Source organism: Duncaniella muricolitica (assembly GCF_910574735.1).
Taxonomy (GTDB): Bacteria; Bacteroidota; Bacteroidia; order Bacteroidales; family Muribaculaceae; genus Duncaniella; species Duncaniella muricolitica.
This window is the reverse complement of record NZ_CAJTCF010000020.1, coordinates 12510-33261: the sequence shown is the minus strand read 5'-3', so window position 1 is coordinate 33261 and position 20752 is coordinate 12510. Positions and strand designations below refer to the sequence as shown.

At 49.6% G+C, this 20752-nt stretch carries 20 protein-coding genes; 2 read left to right on the top strand and 18 right to left on the bottom strand.

The genetic code is table 11. The annotated features are described in order from the left end of the window. The 14 genes from QGT73_RS06105 to QGT73_RS06040 form a co-directional block, all read right to left on the bottom strand. Nucleotides 1-1200 (bottom strand): conjugative transposon protein TraM, encoded by a 1200-nt coding sequence (locus QGT73_RS06105; protein WP_016278707.1) that lies wholly within the window; start codon nt 1198-1200, stop codon nt 1-3. After that, on the bottom strand, nt 1187-1684 hold the full coding sequence (locus QGT73_RS06100; RefSeq protein WP_032941577.1) for a hypothetical protein: 498 nt from the start codon (nt 1682-1684) through the stop codon (nt 1187-1189). Before QGT73_RS06100 ends, QGT73_RS06105 begins: the two co-directional genes overlap by 14 nt. Nucleotides 1685-1718: 34 nt before the next feature. Beyond that, the gene (traK, locus tag QGT73_RS06095; protein WP_103983131.1) at nt 1719-2315 is read right to left on the bottom strand and encodes a conjugative transposon protein TraK; all 597 of its coding nucleotides are present in this window, start codon (nt 2313-2315) and stop codon (nt 1719-1721) included. A 19-nt stretch (nt 2316-2334) separates the two neighbouring features. Next, complete coding sequence (locus tag QGT73_RS06090) at nt 2335-3480, bottom strand: TraJ family protein (protein ID WP_016277684.1); 1146 nt, start codon at nt 3478-3480, stop codon at nt 2335-2337. Between the two features lie 26 nt (nt 3481-3506). Beyond that, nucleotides 3507-4196, bottom strand: a complete 690-nt coding sequence (locus QGT73_RS06085) for a DUF5045 domain-containing protein (RefSeq protein WP_016277685.1) — start codon at nt 4194-4196, stop codon at nt 3507-3509. A 13-nt stretch (nt 4197-4209) separates the two neighbouring features. Further along, entirely contained in the window at nt 4210-4884 is a 675-nt protein-coding gene (locus QGT73_RS06080) for a hypothetical protein (RefSeq protein ID WP_016277686.1), read from the bottom strand. Between the two features lie 10 nt (nt 4885-4894). Then, on the bottom strand, nt 4895-5620 hold the full coding sequence (locus QGT73_RS06075) for a hypothetical protein (protein ID WP_016277687.1): 726 nt from the start codon (nt 5618-5620) through the stop codon (nt 4895-4897). Nucleotides 5621-5646: 26 nt separating this feature from the next. Further along, entirely contained in the window at nt 5647-8481 is a 2835-nt protein-coding gene (locus tag QGT73_RS06070; RefSeq protein ID WP_016277688.1) for a TraG family conjugative transposon ATPase, read from the bottom strand. After that, nucleotides 8482-8769 carry a DUF4133 domain-containing protein gene (locus QGT73_RS06065; protein WP_032942047.1) on the bottom strand — a complete coding sequence of 96 codons (288 nt, stop codon included), beginning with the start codon at nt 8767-8769 and terminating at the stop codon, nt 8482-8484. It lies immediately after the preceding gene. 22 nt (nt 8770-8791) lie between these two features. Beyond that, nucleotides 8792-9148: a DUF4134 domain-containing protein gene (locus tag QGT73_RS06060; RefSeq protein WP_016277690.1), complete on the bottom strand. Its 357-nt coding sequence runs from the start codon at nt 9146-9148 to the stop codon at nt 8792-8794. Nucleotides 9149-9312: 164 nt separating this feature from the next. Then, nucleotides 9313-9612 (bottom strand): hypothetical protein, encoded by a 300-nt coding sequence (locus QGT73_RS06055; protein ID WP_123617527.1) that lies wholly within the window; start codon nt 9610-9612, stop codon nt 9313-9315. 71 nt (nt 9613-9683) lie between these two features. Then, a complete protein-coding gene (locus tag QGT73_RS06050) occupies nt 9684-10271 on the bottom strand; it encodes a hypothetical protein (RefSeq protein ID WP_016277692.1) in 588 nt (195 codons plus the stop codon). A 13-nt stretch (nt 10272-10284) separates the two neighbouring features. Continuing rightward, nucleotides 10285-10659, bottom strand: coding sequence for a hypothetical protein (locus QGT73_RS06045; protein WP_016277693.1), 375 nt, complete (start codon nt 10657-10659; stop codon nt 10285-10287). Continuing rightward, nucleotides 10656-11354, bottom strand: coding sequence for a ParA family protein (locus tag QGT73_RS06040; RefSeq protein WP_016277694.1), 699 nt, complete (start codon nt 11352-11354; stop codon nt 10656-10658). Before QGT73_RS06040 ends, QGT73_RS06045 begins: the two co-directional genes overlap by 4 nt. 436 nt (nt 11355-11790) lie before the next feature. Between QGT73_RS06040 and QGT73_RS06035 the strand changes: the two genes are divergently transcribed. Further along, entirely contained in the window at nt 11791-12375 is a 585-nt protein-coding gene (locus QGT73_RS06035; RefSeq protein WP_136410199.1) for a hypothetical protein, read from the top strand. A gap of 407 nt (nt 12376-12782) precedes the next feature. Here QGT73_RS06035 and QGT73_RS06030 read toward each other — a convergent pair whose 3' ends face one another. Together QGT73_RS06030 and QGT73_RS06025 are read right to left on the bottom strand one after the other, a co-directional pair. Further along, nucleotides 12783-14342: a relaxase/mobilization nuclease domain-containing protein gene (locus QGT73_RS06030; RefSeq protein WP_016277696.1), complete on the bottom strand. Its 1560-nt coding sequence runs from the start codon at nt 14340-14342 to the stop codon at nt 12783-12785. Nucleotides 14343-14442: 100 nt separating this feature from the next. Then, nucleotides 14443-14841, bottom strand: a complete 399-nt coding sequence (locus tag QGT73_RS06025) for a hypothetical protein (protein WP_016277697.1) — start codon at nt 14839-14841, stop codon at nt 14443-14445. Nucleotides 14842-16739: 1898 nt separating this feature from the next. Between QGT73_RS06025 and QGT73_RS06020 the strand changes: the two genes are divergently transcribed. Next, nucleotides 16740-17978 (top strand): site-specific integrase, encoded by a 1239-nt coding sequence (locus QGT73_RS06020; RefSeq protein ID WP_068960670.1) that lies wholly within the window; start codon nt 16740-16742, stop codon nt 17976-17978. Nucleotides 17979-18036: 58 nt separating this feature from the next. On the opposite strand, the gene QGT73_RS06015 is transcribed toward QGT73_RS06020, so the two are convergent. After that, the gene (locus QGT73_RS06015; protein ID WP_068960671.1) at nt 18037-18327 is read right to left on the bottom strand and encodes a helix-turn-helix domain-containing protein; all 291 of its coding nucleotides are present in this window, start codon (nt 18325-18327) and stop codon (nt 18037-18039) included. A gap of 414 nt (nt 18328-18741) precedes the next feature. Next, complete coding sequence (locus QGT73_RS06010) at nt 18742-20700, bottom strand: DNA topoisomerase (protein WP_205523867.1); 1959 nt, start codon at nt 20698-20700, stop codon at nt 18742-18744. Nucleotides 20701-20752 lie beyond the last annotated feature (52 nt).

Here is a 20752-nt window from a genome sequence, read left to right as displayed (position 1 = left end):
TTAATATGCTTCGTCTGAATTGATAAGGTAAACGATGGTGTTGTATTTGATTTTCGCCTTGTTCTTGCGGATATTGGCCGACACAGCGGAAGTCGCCGAGTTATACATATTCTGGAGAGCCTGCAAAGCGATGGCCTCGCCGGAGATTCCGGAGCCGTAGCCGCTCTCGGACTCAAAACTGATATTCTGCTGCACTGTGCTGGCACCCGCCTCTTTCATAAAATCGCGGAAAGCTGACTCCGGGACATAGAAGCCCTCCATGCCGTCGTTGTCGAACACCGAAAGATTCACTTTCAGGAACTTTCCGCCTACAAGAATTGAAGTGATGGCAGCGCGGACACGCTGTTGGCCGAAGCCGGTGACAGTGCCGTACAGATATGTGCCTTTGGCAAGCCTCACATCATGTATTGTTACATCGTCGAGCAACTTGAAGCGTAGCCTCGTGCCCTCGTGCGCCTTTGTTGTCTTGTCGATCATGGCACGGATAAGCGGAGCATCGACATTATCGGCCGAACTACCCACGGTATTGAACTTGTCGGCATTTGTCTCCCGTGATTTGAGTACAAGCAATGGGCGGTTCTTCTCACGCTCTATCTCCCGCGCCCTTGCCATGGAGTCGGCCCGGTGCTGGCGCATGGCTTCCTCCGGGTCGGACTGTCCTATGCCAAGTCCGGCCTCGATAGCTTTCTGACGCTCGTAGCTGCGCTGCTGTATCGCCTCAAGGTCGCGTACATATTCGCTCCGGGGGTCAACGGCAGGTTCATGGTCGGCAGGATTATAGCCGTCGCCGTAGGCGTATGAGTTGATATGCCGGCGCGATTCAGCAAGGGAACGCTCCAGTTCCTCCAGCTCCTGCTGCTGACGGATACGTTCGGCCTCGGCCGCGTCGAGACGGTTCAGCTCGTCCTCGGTGTAGCCGTGTTCAAGAGCCTCGCGTTCCTCCTGTTCCTCGCCGAGCGCGCCCACGGCGGTAAAGGCGTCCTCGTCACCGAAGCGGCGTGACATCTCGAACATCTTGTCACCGGGAGCCTCGGCGTTGGCCTCCGGCAGAGTGGAGTTGATACGGTCTGTCGCTACGGCCTGAGGGTCATCGCCACCGCCGCCGAAAGTCTCCATAGCGAAATATATCAGCGCACACAGCGGCACGAAAATCACCGCAGGGAAGATATACTTCGGTTGTCTGAAATTAATTCTTTTCATTGTTGTCGTTATGTTTGAGGGATTTAACAATCTGTTCGAGCTGCCTGTACCGGCGTATTATGCCTATTGAGTCGTCATGGCTCTTGTGTGGAATGGCGATAAGGGAGTCAAGTTCATGCTTGACCGCCTGACCGTCGCCGGTTATCTCCATGAGCCGTCGGCGTTGCGCCTCCTTGTTGGCCTGAATGGTGCGGAAGCCGCTGAAGATAGGCTCGACTTTGGCGATGGATTGCAGTTCCGGCTCCTGAGATTCCATCCGTGCCCCGGTCACTATGATGTCGCACAAGAGTATCATCAGCAGGGAGCCGACGACATAGCCGAAAGTCCGGCGAGGGTGTCGCGTAGCCCATGAATTGGCTTTCCTTATCCGGGCGGCCAGACGGTAGCGTGTGCCTATGGCTCCCATCTTAGGCCGGAGCCATGAGCGTATTGCGCCATGTGCTTTCCTTCGGTTGTCGCTGAAAGTCTTACGTATTGATTTCATATTGTGCATTGTGCATTAAGAATTGAGCATTATATCAATAGTCAAGGTCTTTGTTTTCAAGAGTACGCCAGTTGGTTATCATCAGTCCGTGGGGATTGTTCTGGGTACGTGGCACATTCTCCACATAGCCGGTGGTGAGCATGGTGCGTTTGAGGTCGCGCGTGCGCCTCTTGATAATCTGCGTCCCGTAGTAGCTGAACTTGCGTGTATGCTCGTCGAACTGGATAGAGTCGCAGATTATGGTGCAGACAGCCGAAGATGATATGATGTCGGAGTAAAAGCCGTTCTCGTCAAGGGCCTGCTTCTGCTTCAGGGCGGTGCCGTCAGCCATATACATGGCCTTGCCGACAGTCCACTTGATATAGTCGTTGTCGGGAGGGAGATTGAAAAAATACTGGTGGAAGAGCTGGATATGCGCTTTCGCCTCCATGATGAAATTGGCTTCAAGTCCGGCACGCTCGGCAAGGAACGGTATGTCGCCGTCAAGAATATATATCTGCTTGCGCTCCTCGGTCACGAGCGACACGCAACGCCACACGGTGAACCCGCAGATGGCGGCGCAACCTATTATGGTTGCCATTACCGTCATCATTGCGAGCCGTGTTTTCTGTTCAAGGGATTTTATCAGCATGATAATCTTGTTAGTCGGATTAAGGGGTGTGTTTCAGATTTCTTCCTGCCTGTGCGCCGATTGAACCGGCCACGTTCCGGGTCACGTTGGTGGCTTTGAGAGCCGCCGAGCCGCCCATCATCGCCGCGCCCATAGCGACACTGCCTGAGGGAGAGGCGGCACCGCTGCTGACACCGCCGGGTATAAGCCATGAGGCGACTTCGGGAACGAAGCGTATGATATAGGCCCCGACAAGCATACCCATAGCGTACATGCAGTTGGAGCCTATGCCCTGCAAACCGAGCGCGCCTATCTGCTCCCATGAGTTGACAGCACCGTGCAACAGGTGGTTGTAGGCCACCAGATCCTCCTGAAGATTATACATCAGTATGAAGTCTATATAGTACAGGCACATATAGGTCACGAAGCCCCATAACGTGAGGGAGAGGAATTTTGACATCCATTGGCTCCATGCCGAGTTCCACGGCGGAGCGAGTGACAGGGCGAACATTATGGGGCAGAACACAATCATTATCGCTATGAATATCCTCTGCGCCACAAGTATGCCGTAGTAGGACATCTGGAAAATCAGCTCCCCGACAAAGCGTATCACGTCGTTTATCCATTCGCTTACCTTTGTCTCAGCGGCCACCGCCGCACGCTGGGCGTAGTTGTTGATGGTCTCGCCGAGGTTTTCCACGTTATACACGAGTTTGTCCCACCAGTTCGCGTCCTCGCCTATGGACGCCACCTGTTTTGCAGTGGATATTGAATCCTGCACTGCACGGAGGCGTTCAAGGTACTCGCCTTGCTTCTGGGCCACTTTCAGCTCCAGTGCCGCGACCTCCTTGTTCTTCGCCATAGCCATTGACTTAGTGGTGGCTTCCAAAGACTTGCCTGGCATCTGGAGAGCCGAGCATATCCATGATGAAGATGATATGCACATTGATATGCCTATGATGCGGAGCAGCTTCATCACGTCCATGCCTCGCCGTCCGAGCATCATCATCCAGCACTCGTATGAGCCTACGCACAGGGCGAGCAACAGTCCGAGCATACGGGCGAAGCTGATTGTATCGCCTAAAATCGCCACATTCGGAAACGCCTCCATCGCCACAAGCAGCTTGTCGAGGCTCTGGTCGATAGCCGGAAGCCCCATTGTGCAGAGTATTGATAATAAAGTCATATAGTTTTCAATTAGTCAGGTTAATGTTAGTAGTGGGTGGCTGCCACTGCCGCGAGGCGGGCGGTGCGCGACACCAGTTTTCCCATCTCGGACTTTGCCTCCTCGTATGCCTGCTGACGCTTTGCATTCTCCAGCCCGTAGCCGACACCCTGTTTATGGATATAGGCGATATTGGCGCAGATGATCTCGTTCTGCCGCGACAGCTCGTCAACCTGATACTTCATCTTTCCCTTGCTCTTGTTAAGGCAGTAGAGAAGCCCGTCGGCGATACAGTCCTGCATACGGCTGAACTCGTCCTTGTAGATCGAATAGGTGACATCGACAGCCCGGTCAGCCTCGCGTGCCAGTTCCTCCTTGTAGAGAGATTCGACGTATGCACGCTCTTTCTCAACTTTAGAGAGTTTCTGCCGCTGGGTCTCTTCCGCCGTGACACGCACGGGCATGATGCGTTTTACATTTGATTTCTCCTCCTTGAAGCGGACGCGGTAGCCGGATTTGAAGCCGGCCCACTTCCAGTACATTTCCGCGCCGGAATAATTCTTGTGCAGGAAATAATAGTACCAGTCGGGAGCGAAGCCCCACGGCCCGTTCTCCATCGACTGCCATTGCTTCTCCTTCTGGTCGTCATGGATTTTGGGCGTCTTGGCCGATACCGCCGCCGGGAGTGCCGCGATGAGCAGGGCGAGCGATAATGCGGTGATTGTTCTGAATTTCATGATCGGTATATGTTTATTGGTTCCACTTGTTGATTACCGCTCCCACAATCTCGTCCTTGACATCGGAGGTGAGTATCTCCCAGATGTAGTCAGGCTTCCAGCCGCAGTTTGTCATGAGGTAGCACCACAGGTTGGCGTTGTCGATAATCCGCCGGGCGTTCTCTATGGTGTCCTTCAACGACATGACAAGGTTCATCTTCTCGTCCATCGAGGCTTTCATGAGGTTTATGCCGGAGGCGGCCACGGTAGCGTAGAGTTTCTGGGCGTGCTTTATCTCGCGTGCTATGGCAAGGTTGGCGTCGGCATAGTACCACGCGACAAAAGGCTTCATGGTCACATACTTGTAGGTGTTTACCGTAAAGTCCTTGTACTCCTTTGTCAGCAGATAGAGTGAGCTGGCGGTCGAGGATATGGCAGCGGCGAGTATCACGTATGAGTATGTGTTGTTGAGTTTGGTGTCGAGCGTCGAGCGTACATCATTGAACTTCTCCGCCCCTTTGGTGACAAGCGATTGCTCCCCGAAGCTCGTGGCTATGCGTGCCAACGCCTGGTCTTCATCTTTCTTGACAGCCTTGTGCAGAGCCATAAGTGCCTCGAATGTCGGCAGGTCTTTCGGGAAGTCGAAGGCGAATGACTTGAAGGAAAGAAGCAGAGCCACAAGAACGAGAGTTGTAAGTTTGCGTATCATAATGGCTCCGTCATTTTATAATCCGCAGTCCGTTCCAGTTGAGTATCAGCATACCGACCTGATTCTGCATGACTTTCATGTTGGCCCAGCCCTCCGGGTCTATGGCGAAAAACAGGTCATCTTTTGTGGCGTACTGAGCCATAGCCATCATAGCCTGAACCTTGTAGCGGATTTCAAGAAGGTCGGTGTATATCCTGTTGGCTACCGTCAGTCGGTCGTAACGGTCAAGGAGATTGTATCCGTCGCTCTTGGTTGCGGCGGTGGCCTGGCCTTTGAGGGGATTCTGAACCTTGCCGTTGTTGACTATATTGATGAAGTCGGCCACAAGCTGCTGTGTCTGGGCCGTGAGGTTGCCGAGTTCGTTAAGGCAGAGAGCCTTGTTGGTGAACTTGGCCTTGCTTACGGTCTTTACCAGTTCCGGCACGCTCTTAACTATGTCGAAGGCGCACAGTCCTATCTCCACATAATATTTGCTCTCGGTGCCGAAGCCTGAGATATTCTCCATAGTCACCTTGTAGAGTTCGGTGATGGTAGCCATGCTCACGGTGTATTGCTCCAGCTTGTTCTGCTTTGCGGATATGGAGTCGAGTCTCCTGTTGTGCTGATCCTCGATGGCTTTCTGCGATGCGAGATTGGTTGTCACCGCTTTCAGGCAGTACGGGTCGATCACCACTTTCCAAGCCGAGGCAGTGCCGAAAAAGCACGTCACGCATATAATCAGCATGAGATTACGCATGGCGTATTGTGAATTATGTTTTGGATTTACCATAGCGACATTACTTTCTGTTGTTGGTTGACCTTACGGGCAAAATCAAGATAATTGGATATTCCGGCTCTCTTGCGGTCGGCCTCGATGTTGGTTATCGCCTCCTGCATGGTGCCGTAATGACGGAGATATATTTTCAGAGCCTCTTTCTCGGCCCGCTCGGTGGTGTAGGCCCAGTAACATTCCGGCGGCTCCTCGACGCCATACACATCGGAGTTCTGGCCGCGGCATATCCACACCTCTTTGAAGTAGTTGCGTCCCTCCTTGTTATTGAGGGCGTTGACTGTGAATATCTGCTGCTTCTGAATAGGCGTCAGTCCGAGTATGGCCGCTATGTCGCTGTATCTGTCCTTGAATTTCGACTGGTCGAGCAATATCTTCACATCGGAGTTGTTGATTATCGCCTCCTTAACGATGGGAGAGTCGATCACATCGTTAAGCTCCTGTGTCACCACACCGGCTATGCCGTGGAACTTGCGGACGGTCTTATACAGGAACTTTATGTACTCCGCCATAGTGGGCGAGGCTATCGCTTTCCATGCCTCCTCGATTATCAGGGCCTTGCGTCCTTTCTTGATACGCATTTTCTGAAGAAACACGTCCATGATTATCAGCACGATGATCGGGAAAAGCACGGGGTCATCCTTTATCTTGTCAATCTCAAAGACAATGAACCGCTCGTCGAAAAGATTGGTGTCAAGGTCGGAGTTGAGCGTCACCTCCAGCTCTCCACCACGGTAGAACTGTTTGAGGATAGCGGCAAAGTCTCGTATGTCGAAATGTATCTTCTCCAGCGATGTGATCTGCGGTATCCGTTCAAGGGCGAACTCGTAGTAGGTGTTGAAGGAGAGCGACGGCACTTTGAGGCGGCGTTTCTGCTCCTCCATGTGGTCTATCTGCTTGTCAATCTTCATCAGCATCGAGGTCTCGTGCAGCTCTTTCTTATATACCTCAATCTTTGAGGCAGCTTTCTCTTTCTCCGCCTCGGTAGTGGCACGGTCAACAATCATGGCCCTCAGTGCCCGGCACTGGCGGATAATCTTGTTGCGCCGTTCCTCCGAAGGGAGTATGAGGGCGCGGACGGTTGTCTTGGTCTCCGGTTCAGGGGCGTTTATCTGTTCCTCGATGTCACGCATATCGGTGGCGAACTTCTCGTAGTCGTCCTCCATCTTGGCTGCCACAAGCAATTTCTGGCGCAAGCCCTCGCGCTCCGTGTCGGAAAATGAGGTGAACGGATTGAAATATGCCTCGTAATATTCCACTATGGCCTGGTTGACAAGCATATCCTCAATTTTTGAAGGAGCCTCGTTGCCTTTGAAAATCAGGAATATCAGCGATTTGAGAAAATTCTTCTTCTCCCCGAAGTTCTGCTCATATTCCTCGCGTGTCACCTTAAACGGGTTCATCGAGATAGGCTTCTCCTTTGAGTATGAGATATATGTGCCGCCGAAATAGCCGCAAATACCCTCGTAGGAGTCGCCGGTATCGACCATCACGACATCGGTGTTCTGCTCCAACAGCTGCCTTACCACACTGTTCATGTGGAAGGATTTGCCGCTGCCGCTTGGCCCGATGCAGAAGAAGTTGGCGTTGTCGGTCATCTTCACCTTGCCCTCCTTGCCGGTTATGTCTATGCACACCGGGAGTCCCTGACGGTCGGTGTAGAATGTGGTGAGAGGCGTGTCCTCGCACCCTTTGAGGTGTTCCTTGAAGAAAAGGCACAGTGCCGAGTCCGACAGTGTGAGGAACAGGTCATAGTCGGGATTGAAGCCGTAGGCACAGCCCGGAAAGGAGTTGATGAACAGTTCCAGCTGGTTGTAGGCTGTTCGTGACGGCATTATGCCGCACTCGTAGAGTTTGGTCTCAAGAAACGATGTGACCGGTGTAACCTTGTCGGGAGGACAGCTCACGATGATGTTGAAATTGGTGTTGACAAGAAGGGAAGAGTCAACGGCGAGGATGTTGAGAACTTCCTCAATGTCGGCTTTCGCTATCTTGTTGCTCGGATCGGGCATGGAGCCGTGACGTTTCGCCTTACCTTGCAGTTTTCTGAGCAGCTTCCGCTGTCCCGGTATCTGCACCACCTGATTGAACACCACACAGTCGGCGTGGGGCACTTCGGCAAGAAATGAGAACACATCGGTAGCCACGGGATAACCGTTGACACTCATCTCGGTATATGGCTTCACTACCGAGGGGAGATTTATTTCGTCAATATCCACAAGGGGATATGAGCGGATAATGCGGCTGCCTGTCCGCAGGTATTCGTCGGAAGCCTTGAAATTTGTCATGGAGAATGGGCCGTGCTGGAAATGGAACGCCATGAAGCGGTGCAGGTACTCGTTGACCTCCGGCTTTGTCAGCTTGCGGTGGCTTATCCCTTTCTCGGTAAGGATGTCGTCAACTTTGGCGACCTTTGAATGGAAGTCGAGCCATTTCTTGGGGTCGTATTGCACGAACTGTCCGCGCTGCGCCTCCTGTGTCACTATCAGATAGGTTGTGATTTCAGTGAACTCACGGCCCTCGAAGTAATTGAAATAACTCCGGGTCAGGAACTCGGCGTCTTCGGGCACGTCGCGGTGGTAACGCTGGCGGCAGAATATGTCCTGCTTCTGCAAGGCATAGCCCTCGCCGAGCGTCTGGACGATGTTAGCCAGCACGTCCTGAAATACCATGTACCGCTCCGAGTCGGTACACAGCCGGAGAACAGGGTTTGTCATTTCAAAAATGACAGAGGGGGCCCCCTTTGCGTCGAACAGCACCACATTACCGTCCGTTTCCTCCAACTGGGCGTATATCCCGTCGAAGACTTTTTTGTTTTCCTTTGCCATTCAGTGCTTGAATAAATTGTGATAGATAAAGATTCCACGGTCTTTCCGCTTGTTGTGCAGTCCGCCGCGCTGCTTGACATATATTGTCACCAGCCCTGCGGCGGCCATTACAAGCATGGCGATAAACCCCGCGAGCTTTCCCAATGCTATGGAGAACACTATGAACCCCACGAAGGACACTCCTATGGCGGCAGCCGCCAATGTCAGGAAACGTCCGCGTATTCCCATGAACTCCAATGGTTTCTGTAACCCTTTGTAAACCGGATAGCCGTCGTTGTATATCGCCATGACTGTATGGATCTGCGGTTGCTTACTTGAAGAAGAGCGGAAGAGCCTCGCTCAGTGCGATGAAGGCGATACAGCCGCCGATGGTGAGCATGATGGTCTTCTTGACATCCTGGTCGCCGTTCTGCATCTTGAAATAGACGTTGAAGGCACCCACGAGGACAATCACTGCGGCGATCGCCTTCATGAGATTGGAGACAGGGGTCTGGTAGGAGCTTACCTCCTGTGTGGCTTTGGTGAAGCCTGCCGCACCCTTGCTGGCGGCCATCATGTCGGACACGGTGAGCATCACCGCGCCCATAGCAAGCATACCCTTACGGGCGAAGGCTGAGTTGCCGAGGCGTGAGATAGCACGCTGACACTTTGATTTGATTTTCTGCATATACGCTGATTGATAAGTTCTTGAAAAGGTTATCGGGCGTTAAAGGCAATGCAGGGCGTTAAAGGCAGTGTCGGGCAGTAAAGACAACTTAGTTCAATAAAGGCATCGGTTGGAGAGAGAGGTATCGGGTTATACGAATATGGTTAGCGGCAAGTCAGTTGATGTCAAGCAGCGGATTCACATTTGATGATGATTTCTCCGAGGCCGGCGAGGGAGGCATCTTCAGAACTGGTTATGTTGCGGGCTTTTCTTGCAAGCTGTTCAACCGGAAGATAATTTGTCATCAGCGGCTTGGAGAGGGTCGGTTTCTCGGCCGGAGCCTTGACCGGCTTCTTGGCACTCTGTTGACCGCGCTTGATTTCGATTGCCTTGAATGAGTTTGCTTCATCGGATATGTCGATCTCAGCTTCATCGGGTGTGCCGGATTCATCGGCGGCTCCCGTAGGCTTTATGAAAAGATCCATACAGACAAGGACTGCATAATATAATATGAGTACGGCTGTCAGGCAGGTAAAAATAGTTCCGAACATGATTATCAGATTATTTTTGTTGTGAATGATTGTTGTTGCGGCAAGGGGAGAAAAGTAAGGCCGAGGGATGCGCCTCTGTCCTCGTGTCTTGAACAGCGTGCCATGTCAGGACTGAAAAATACGGTGTCATTGCCTCGCATGACCACATATCCGTATTGTTTGAGCCGGTTGCGTAAGATGGCTCGTCGGCGGTTGCCTGTGACCTTGACATTGGTTATCGGGGCAAGTCCTATCCTCAGGCGCAGTCTCTCACGACGTATTATTTCCTTGCGTCTGGAGGAAATGAACCGTGAGGCATCATCGGCATCGCGTTTCAGTCCCAAACGTCCGGCCATGCGTTTGACGGTGCGGAGACTCAATCCTGTCAGGCGTGACAGTTCGGACTGGGAATGAGTGCGGTAATTCTCCATCAGGATTCTCTCAGCTTCCTTGCGTCTGATGTCACGTTCCTTTTCAAGTCCGAGTTCGGCTGCTTTCGCCACCACACACCTCGTACCCACACCGATAGCTGCTGCTATCCGTGTATTCGTGTCGTGCGGATACATCTCACGCAGTGTGCGGAGCATATCATAAGACCATTTGATTGTTCTCATATCCAGTAAGTTTTTATGTGTTGCCGAGTAATGACCTGTTGTTTTTCCTGAATTGCCGAAGCCTGTCAAGATACCGGTTTACAAAAGTCCTGACTATTGCGTTCACAATATCGGAGCGGCATTTGCGGTCGATGTCGCAGGCATCGAGGGAGTCCGCAAGGTCGCGGTCGAGCTTGCATATCATGCGGTCATCTTTTTTCTCCCTGAAATTATACAGGGCAAGGTTCTTTCTGAAAAGCTCCCAGTCATCGTCATTGTCGGGCGACGGCTCAGGTTCGGGAACGGTATGCTGTTCCGGTGCCGGTGGCATGGTCTCCGCTCCGGGAACAAGGTTGCCGAGTCCTCCGAGCAGGTCGTTCAGTTTGGGGTATGGGGTGTCCTGGTTCATTCTTCTTCTGTATTTGGTATGCCGAATATGTCATTGTAAATATGGTCGAAGGCCGGTGAAACTACGAGCATCTGGTCGTCCATGCCGGAGATTGTGCTGAAACGGCGTAGTGTCTGGCGTTTATAAACGGTCGGTGCTATACGCACGTGTTCGCTCAGCTTCTTGTTCACGAGCTTCCATAACTCCTTTTCCTCTTTGGTGCCGACACCCTGTTCTTCAAGATTGGGTATTACATAGTGTACCGTTTTCATGGCATTTCCGATGCTTCGTCTCAATTCGACTATCATGGCGACAAATATAGCGGTGGAGGGTACGGTCAGATTGTCATAGTGGAACGGAGTCAGCAAATAATCCGTATTGGCGAAAAGTGCCAGCAACGCCTGGTCGTTGAGACTGCCTGCCGAGTCAAACAGAGCGAAGTCCACGGCGGCTGAGTTGTGCAGGTTCTCGATCAGCGCGATAAGAGCCGGCTCGTTGCTCATGCTGAAAGGATATATGTTATAAGGCAGCGGCACTCCTGCATAGGTGGCGGTGTCCGCTGTGCGTTTCTTGACGATGGACTGCTGCGGATCGGTGTCGAACACGGTCACGCTGTGCCCCCTTGACACAAGGTAGCTTGCGAAAAGGGCGCACAGCGTTGTCTTGCCGACTCCGCCTTTCTGATTGGCGAATGTGATTATACAGGTTGATTCCATTGATAGAAACTGTCGGTTGGTTTTTGAGCAAAATTATCATGGGCCGATTGCTAAACCCGAAATTCCGAACAGTTTTCATCATCGGATAATGCGATATTGTGTTGAAATGGCTATCTGAGCGTGTAATATAGTGGCTATCACGCACACATTGTCACCGGATAGAAGTCACGGGAAAGCCATTAGTTTTATAAGACGACTGATGTTTTCTTGATAATAGCTCAAACGAGAAGCGCAAGCCGTAAGCACATTATAGTAGCATAGTCGGCAAGGAGTTCATACCCCATTCTCAGGAAATAGTGATTGCATAGGATGCCTTTCCTCTTTCTATTAAGGGTAACCACTGAAAATTGCTTGATATGGAAGAAGATATATACCAGAATTATTACTATATTTGCACTCAAGACCAAGTAATATGCGTAATTCTCGGATTTCAAATGTGGCATTAAAGATAGCAAATAAGCTATCTTTACATCATCATAAACAAATTGCTTATAAATTCCTCAATCATAATAATTTTTTGATGGTAGCGGGGTTTTGTGTAGAACCAAATCGTTTCCAATCTAATACATTTTCTATTAGATATTTCATTCAACCATTATACATAAAATTTGATTATATAGATCTTTCTTTGGGTGATGTGATTGGAGAATGGGAATATACCGAGATAGATACTTCTTTAGATGAAATTTGCCGGGTGTATAATGATAAGCTATCTCATCTAAATTCAATAATTGATGTTGTCAATGCCGTATTGAATTGTCAAATCCGTTTTTATGGTAGTTCGGTTGCACGGACTGAATTATTTGCCTATTCGTATCTTGTCCTAAATGAATATGCTCAAGCTATCCCATTCTTAACTACTCTCATTACGCTAAATGACGATGATAACAAAGAATGGTATTCACCTATAATTTCCTCAGCTACTCACATATGTAAATTAATTCAACATAATAATTATGCAGAAGTCAGCGATATAATGCTTTTGTGGCAGTCATATACTCGCGGCAAATTAGGAGTTTAGGTTATGTATTTTGCTACATAAGCGACCTATGTATATTCTACTGCTACGGTTTAATATCAACAAAACTCGGCTATAAGATATTTGGATTTGTTGGCCCCAAGCTCATGCTGACAGTGAAAATGCACATTATCAAAAATATAATTAGCAAACCGGTAACAATAAGAGTTAGTAATGTAGAAAGCCAGGGATTTAACCGTCTTGATATGAAACGAGCAAACCATCGGACTATAATAATAGCCCCAATGATTGCAATTATCAAAGCCGATATGTAGAAAACTTCTTTCACTGCTCAAAATTAATACATATTCCTGACATAACCCCAAGAAAGATTACATTAACAGACTCCAAATGACGTTTCTAATTAAAATGGCGGTAAAAAGGCCATCGGATAAAAGTCACGGAATTACCTATCGTTTTATCGAGGACTCATCATCTATCCTGTCATAGTCCCCTTTGTAGCCTACTTCCCATTCCCTGTTCTGGCCTTGACCTGACTCCACGTCATGCGGCTTCCTTATTCCGGAACCGGGCTTTCGTCTGACGGCCGCGTTTTGTTTTTTGTCCTCGACGGGATTCTTGACAAACTGGAGCCGTCTTATATCGAAGCCCTCGTTTTCAAGATTTATAAGGACGCGGGCTTTCATGTCAAAGGCATACATTTCTCCCTCAATATCCCGGATTGTAAATCCTGCACTGCGGAGTGTCTGACGGTGTATATAACCTGTGCTGCTGTCAAATATGCTTCTCAGATCTGACAGCCGATTATTGTATTGTGTTGTCCTTGTCCCGTTGATTTCCACCATGTGGGGCACAGTCACCTTTCCGATCGAACAGAGAAAGTCCCGCTCCGCTTCCGTTGCCGGAGCGAATGACTCCACCCATTGAATACGGTTGTTGCGTCTCAGAGCCTCCCACATATGGGAACGGAGAGGACGGCTGTCTCTGCCTCGCCATATCTGCCCTTGTTTCACATAGGCTTTGTACTGGCGGCTCAGTATGTCGTTAAGCTCGCCGATGGTGATTTTTGGATCATTTGCTAACTGGGCGTCGATTTGTGAGTCTATTCTTGCGAACCGTTCATCAGGTGTCGCAAAATCCAGCAGCTCCTTTATCGGATATATCTTGCCTCCGTTGATGACAGCTTTCTTGTTATGGTCGATTATCATATAGCCGTATGGAGAATCTTTCTTTCCGAAAAACACAAGCTCGATACCGAATTTCCTTTTCAGTTCATCGGCGAGTTCTTTCTTGTTGGCGGTCAGGTCTCGGTATTTGGCGAATATGGCGCGGAGCTGTCTCCTGCGCTGGCGGTCGAATGTCGTTGAACGGTAATGTGAGCTGATTTCCTCCAGCGGTATTTTAAGACACACGGCACCGCCACGTTTTATGGATACCACTCCCTCATTGTCGTAACACTCATAACCGAGCGAGTTCATAAGAGCCTTGAACTGTGTGATGGATGCGAATTTATAAGACAAGGCTTCTTCCATATCCCTGTGTGCTTTCTCGTTAATGTCGTTTCCAAGCAACCGCTCGACCACACGTTGCGACCTTACCCGTTCATGGTTATGGTCTATCTTGCGACCGTCCGGTGCCACACGCGATGTTATTATATGTATATGTGTGTTGTCAGTATCGGTATGTCCGTAAACCAGCAGGGGCTGTCCTTCTTCTCCATATCCCATCTCCCGGAGATATTCATGGGCGAAGTCCAGAAGTTCCTGTTCCGTCTTTTCGTGTCCCCGGCATGAAAACGCCATGTGGAACTGCGCTTTCTTGATTCTCGGATTTTTGGAAGAGTAATTTTCAAGATAGGCGACGAGGTCGTCGGGGGTATGGTGTCCCAACATTTCGACCGCATCAAAATTTTTCATTTCCAGCAGATGTGCCGAGCCTTTGGCTACCTTGCGTTCATTATATCCGACTGCATGGAAGCAGGTGCTTGAAGGAAGTATTGTCGCTATCATGTGAATATATGATTAAGATAAAATCACGGTTTGGGATTATATGAGTATAAGGAACCGGGGCTATATGATAATTCGGTTATAGTTGCATCAGATGTTCGGATTATCCGTTCTTCAGTACACTGCGTATTATCTTGCTTACTACATCGGAGTGTTCGGCTATGATTTTATCCATAGTCTTCTTCAAGCCATCTATGGAAGGTATCAGTACCTCTTTATAATATGTCTCGCTCAACAATCCGGCTACGGAAAGTTCGTTGGCGCGTTTCATTGCCTGGTTGAGATTGCCGCCGGCCCAGCCAAGTTCGTCCTTGAATCTCCGGCAGAGCGAGGCCATCTCTTCCACGGCTTGCATACGGTCTTTCGCGTCCTTGTCGGAAAACTCCACAAGTGCGGCACGGATATACGAGCTTATGCTCCTGAATTCCTTTGAGCGGACTTTGAGCCGTTCAAGTTCGGTGTCGGTAAATAGAATCTCTATTCTGTTGGTTCTCTTTTCCATATTTTCCAGTGATTAAAAATCGGCGAGTTGCGAGCTGATTTTCTCCGCCCGACAGGGTGGCAAGTTACTTTTCTTCGGTAAAACTCCGTTTTATCCGGGGAAAAGTACAACTTGCTTAACAAATTCTGCACCTTTGGCACGAGTGCCCTGATGCACTCCCGACCTCGCTTCGCGCGGCGAAGTTAGCTCACTTCGGTTGACCGCGCACAAATTCCGAACATAATCTTTTTATCTGACAACTTGGAACATCGGTACTCAATCAAAGAATAATGATTTGCCCTATGTATCATACACTCTTATTATCACATACTGTCGTTATCGGATAGTGACTGCTGTTGCTGTCACGACAATCACATTATCATATACAGTGATATGGCTTGTATCAGAGCATGAAATGATGTGAAAATCAGATGAATATGTACTAAAATAATGGCTTGAAAATTTGCATAAGTCATTGAAATTTAGTATATTTACATACTCGGAGCATTACTTCGGGCGATAGTTTGATGATGTTGAAATGGCATTATCAGACTATCTGAACATCATAATATCTCTCACCATGTTCGCACTTCTATTGATGATATATCTATTGCCCGTTGCGATAGTCGCAGGATTATTGCTCCGCTTTATCCGATGGTCGCTTGTAATGATTATACGTCTTGCCTGCCGGATTGTGTCTTTGGTATGGCGTATGATTTGTTGGCTGCTTCTGCTCGGCTGGAGAGGATTACGGTCGTTGTGGAGACGGTATCGACACAGGACTGCTCCGTGAAATTTTCTTTAAGGGAGAAAATCAGGAGGGCAGGCATAATCTTCTCCCTGCGGTGGGATTTTTCAGACTGGGAAGCAAGTGGGAAAAACAGTACGGATTTCGGCTGATATGCGCCACCTTTGCCGTCACCTTGACCGACACCTTATCCGCCACTTCTGCCGCCACCATTTCAGACACCCGTTCCGACACATTTACCGCCACTGATACAGACACACTTACATACACTCTTGGGGACACTCTTTCGGACACTTATGGGGACACCTTTGGGGACACTTTTACAGACACCTTTTCCGCCACTTTTTCGGTCAGTGTGCGCCACCTTTTTCGCCACCTTTTTTGAGGCTCCCGGACACCCGTCCACAGCACCGAACTTTTGCCCGAAAACAGGCGTTCAAGTATGAGAACCACAATTTTTAATAGTTAAATATTGTTTATTTGGCAAATATTCGGATAATAAGTGTTAATTTTGTGATGCTCTCGCAGGTAGTGATAAATCAGGGCAATTTTGCCCTCCAAAATAGAGCGGAAAATGTGGTACAAACCGTGGTACATTGCTTCTCAATTATATCAACCAACAAATTGAAAATCAACAAGATAACACCACTCTCACAAGGCCCGCTCGGATCACGAAAGGGTTCGGAAGAACACCGCAAAGCACTGAAATCAGTTGATTTTCAGTGCTTTTCTTTTTGGTGAAATTGCAGGATAACGCAGAATATTACCTACAGGCGTGTACAAAACGTGTACATCGTGTTTCGTGTACAAAAATGTACACGGTTACACGGAAAGGCCCGCAACAGGTTGAGGACTGCACATTTGCAGAAATTCAACTTTGAAAAAGTGGGGTTCTGCGGGCGGGAACGCGACCCTCGACCCACAATTCGGGTGTGACATGGCGAATTTTAACTTTATTTAAGATTTAGTCTTGTCCGATGATTTTGTCTGTCGTCCCTGCTGTGGTCTTCCCCATTCTGCCGTGTGAAATTCGTGTACAATGTTAAATCTCGCTGAAAAATCGGCCGGATGTACACGGTTACGCCATCTCCGGAGTATCATGTTCCGAAGCGCATTTGGAATCCGGGTTAAAAATGAGTATCTTTAAGTAACCATTAAACCCGTAAGTAACATGACAAACAACCCTTATTTCACCCTGACCTTCTTCACAAGGAAGCCAAGGTCGGAAGGCTACACCGACCACAAGGTGTATGTCAGAATTTCAGTGGCAGGTCAGCAGACTGACCTCGCCATAGGCCGCTCGGTCAATCCTGAGAACTGGGACCAGAAACGCAAGCTCTCGAAAGGTCGCTCCCGGCGCGATCTGGAGCTGAACAAGTACCTCGATGAGATACGGGCCAGATTTTGTGAGATACATACCAATCTCGTCCGTGAGAAGAAACTCGTCAACCCTATTGTTATGCGCGACCTGTTTCTCGGCAAAGTTGAGAAGCCTAAGATGCTATGTGAGATTTTCACTGAATCCAACGTAAAGAGAAAAGAGGAAATGGAACGTGGCGATATGGTCAATGCAACCTATCTGCGCTGGGAACGTTGCGTAACATACCTCGGTGAGTTCCTGCGTCTGACTATGAATGTCGATGATATTCCGGTAAGGGATGTCACGGCAGGAATGATAGATGATTTCGAGCATTTTCTGCGTGTCAGCAAGAACTGCGCCAACAACACGGCTGTGAAGTACCTCCGCTATCTCAAGAACACTATCCAGTATGCCATCGCGCATAAGTGGATAACAGAAGACCCGTTCATCGGCAGGAAGTTCCACCGCACTCAGGCGAAACGCCAATTTCTGACTGAGGCTGAGATTATGGAGATTCTCAAACTCGACTTCTCCATGATGCCGCGTCTGGAACTTGTCAGGGACACATTCGTGTTCTGCTGCTTCACCGGCCTTGCATTCTGCGATATAAAATCGCTTCAATGGAGCGACATAGAGAAAGACCGCGACGGCAATATGTGGATACGCAAGTCCCGCGAGAAAACCGGCGAGTTGAGTATCATACCGATGTTGGAGGTACCGCGTCAGATAACCGACAAATATGTCAACCATCCCGTTGCAGTATCTACAGGAGTAGTACTTCCCGTATGTTCCAATCAGAAAATGAACGCTTATCTCAAAGAGATTGCGGATCTCGCAAAGATAACCAAGCCTCTGACCACCCATATCGCGCGACACACTTTCGCGTCTCTGTCGCTCAACAACCATGTCCCTCTCGAATCAATCCAGAAGATGCTCGGACACAGCGACATCAAGACAACGCAAATCTACGCAAAGATTCAAGACCAGACCGTCTATGAGGATATGCAGACCATGCGCAACCGATTTGACAGACTGAGCATTAACAGATGACATCAATATCAGATAACTGAAAAGGGAGAGCTACCGGTCGATTCGGTAACTCTCCCTTTTAATATTTGGGTATGTAGATTGAGGACAAGTATTCCGCTATATCCTTTTCTTCATAAAGTATCTTTCCGTCAAGACGATAGAACGGAATAATGCCTCTGTCGCGGAAGTCCTGCAATGTTCGGCGCGAAATGCCAAGTCTTTCCGATAATTGGGCATCGGTCATAAAGCGTTTGCCCATCAGGAATGGTTTATATTCCAATGCTATTTCCTCCAGCATCTCAATATTTCGCCTTCCCATCGAGAGGAATTTTCTTATAACGTCATGTTCTTTGTCATATATTTCTTTCACTCTTGCCTTTGTTTATTTTTGAATATACGTCCTCTGACTTGTAAAAACATTTCCGTCCATGTTTGACGTAGCCGAGTTGTCCGAGCGTTTTCATAGTTCTCACTTTCCGGGTTGAAACACATAGCAGTTCCGCGACGGTCTCAGTTGGAATCCATTTGCCGGATTGGATTGAGCGGCACTTCTCATACATCGCCGCAATCAAAAGGGACTGATACTCCATTATCTCGAACATTGCATCAAGTGCCTCTTTGTCGATTCTTACGTATTCCAATGTTTAGCGGTTTCAATTGTGACCGAGTGAAAAAAGAAGGCGGAGTCCCCTCCGCCTTCAACCACTAAATCCGCAAGTCGTATGTTACATAGACTGCGATTCGATTGCGAATTTAGTGAATTATTTTCAAACGGCGGTTATTTTCAGTATAATTTGGCTTCAATCGGGGCGAATGACAGCCCTTTGCCCTTGCCGCGCACAACGATGTCGTAGAACTCATGGCCGTGACGGTTGGTGAACATTATCTGCGATGTGTAGCCGTGGGTCAGAAGGCTGGCGACCTCCTTGTCGGTGAACTTGTGGCCCATGAACTGCAAAGGCATGGTGAATCCGCAGACATGGCATTTCGCAACGCGGGGATAGCGGATGACCGAGTGTCGGCCGCATATCGGGCAGACATGGATATCTACCTTAGCCGGGAACAGACGGTGGTCGGTGATGAGCTGTTCGGTCTTGTTATAGATCCATTTGCCATACTCATTCATGAGCTGCGCTCCGCCGACACTGTTCTTGCGGTCGCCGTAGAGCCGTTCAACCTCTACCTGATATGCCATAAGGTGACCGAGGGCATAAGTTGCGTTGAAGGTTTCAAGCAGGAGATTTCCCTCGCCGGTGATTGCCGGTTCACCGCATACGTCCAGAAGAAGGCGGTTGTCGCGGAGACGGTCGAATGCGTCCGCCACATCATGGTGTGCCAATGTGAAAGGCATACCGGGATTGTATTTGTCCGACAGTGAACGGAGCAACATTGAGATGGCGCAGAGAAGGTCGTTCATCTTGGGCGCGGTGGGAGCCACTGAGGTGTGGGAGAACTGGGATTTACCGGTGAGTTTCACTTCCACGACTTTCGGCACCTTGATGTCGGGAGTGTAAGGGATAGTTCCATAGAACGGTTCGCCGTTGATTTCCACCTCGATAACCAGCTCGTTCACTGCGGTAGGGCCGGCAAGGTTGGCATAGAAGCGAGAACGGATAAGGTCATATACACGCAGTTCATCACTGTCGAGGAACAGAGGCTTGTTGCCAGAGATGATGATGCCATGATTGCCGGAGATTGTACCGTCAGCGGCAAAGGGATACTTCCTGCACCATTTGTAGCGGCGGAGTTCATCGCGCAACGATTCGGGCAGTTTTGCGCATGATGTCAGGGGCGACGAGATAAAACCACGCTCATAGAGGCTGACGGCGATGTCGCGGGTGGTTGAGAAATTGAGGTTAAGTTTTTCCCATGCCTCGCTCTGGAGCGTGGCGAGAGTGAAGAGTGCCGGAGCCGGACTCATCTCGGTGTCGAGCATAACATCGGAAGCCTCGACTGTCGCCGGAACAGAAAGAGTCTTGTATGCTTCCGCTGCCTCATCTTTGGTGGAGAATGTCGAGCAGGGATAGAATTTGACATCCTTGCCGAGAACCACGCCGCTCACCATAACGGAATGGGTGGTGACGGAAACGTGTTGGCCACGGGCTTCTGCGTCAGATTCAAGATAGTTCTTGACGGCGGCAAGTACAAGCACATCCTGACGGCAGATAGGCGACTTCATTTCCTTGAACAGAGTGCGATAGGCTTCTGAAACATTGTACTCGAAAGCCTCGTCCATCGCCATGCCCACCAGTCCCGTCTGGGAGAGATTATGGAATTTCCGTCCCCACTGGCGGGTCTTGAAAGCCGACTTGATTGCCTTGCGCTCCAGACGGGTCAGGAACATACGGCTTGTGGGTGCGCCGACCTTGAAGAAACGGCAGATGTTGGCGAAACGTCCCTGAGCATCGGCTCCGCCGTCGGAAGCGAAAATTACCTCATCGCCGCCACGGATAAGTTTGCCGATATAGTCGGCGTAGGTCTTGTCCTCGGTCGAGATTCCGTAACGTCCGTTCTCATTGGGAGTATGGCGGATACCGTAGGTGTAGCGTTCCGGCACGATGGGGAGGGCGTCCTTGCCGGGAAGCACTCCGAGTCCGAAGGGACGGATGAAGTCAGGAGTGACGGTGATGACAGCGATGTCATTGTTGTAGATTACGCCGGGGACGGCTACATTGGTGGTTACGTTAAGGGCGCGGGCGATGGCTGAAGCCACGGGAGCGGCCTCGGTAATTATGACTTTCATGTCTGAAAATTTTTTAGAGTTTGTAAATTGGGTTTGTTGAAGGCTGACACTC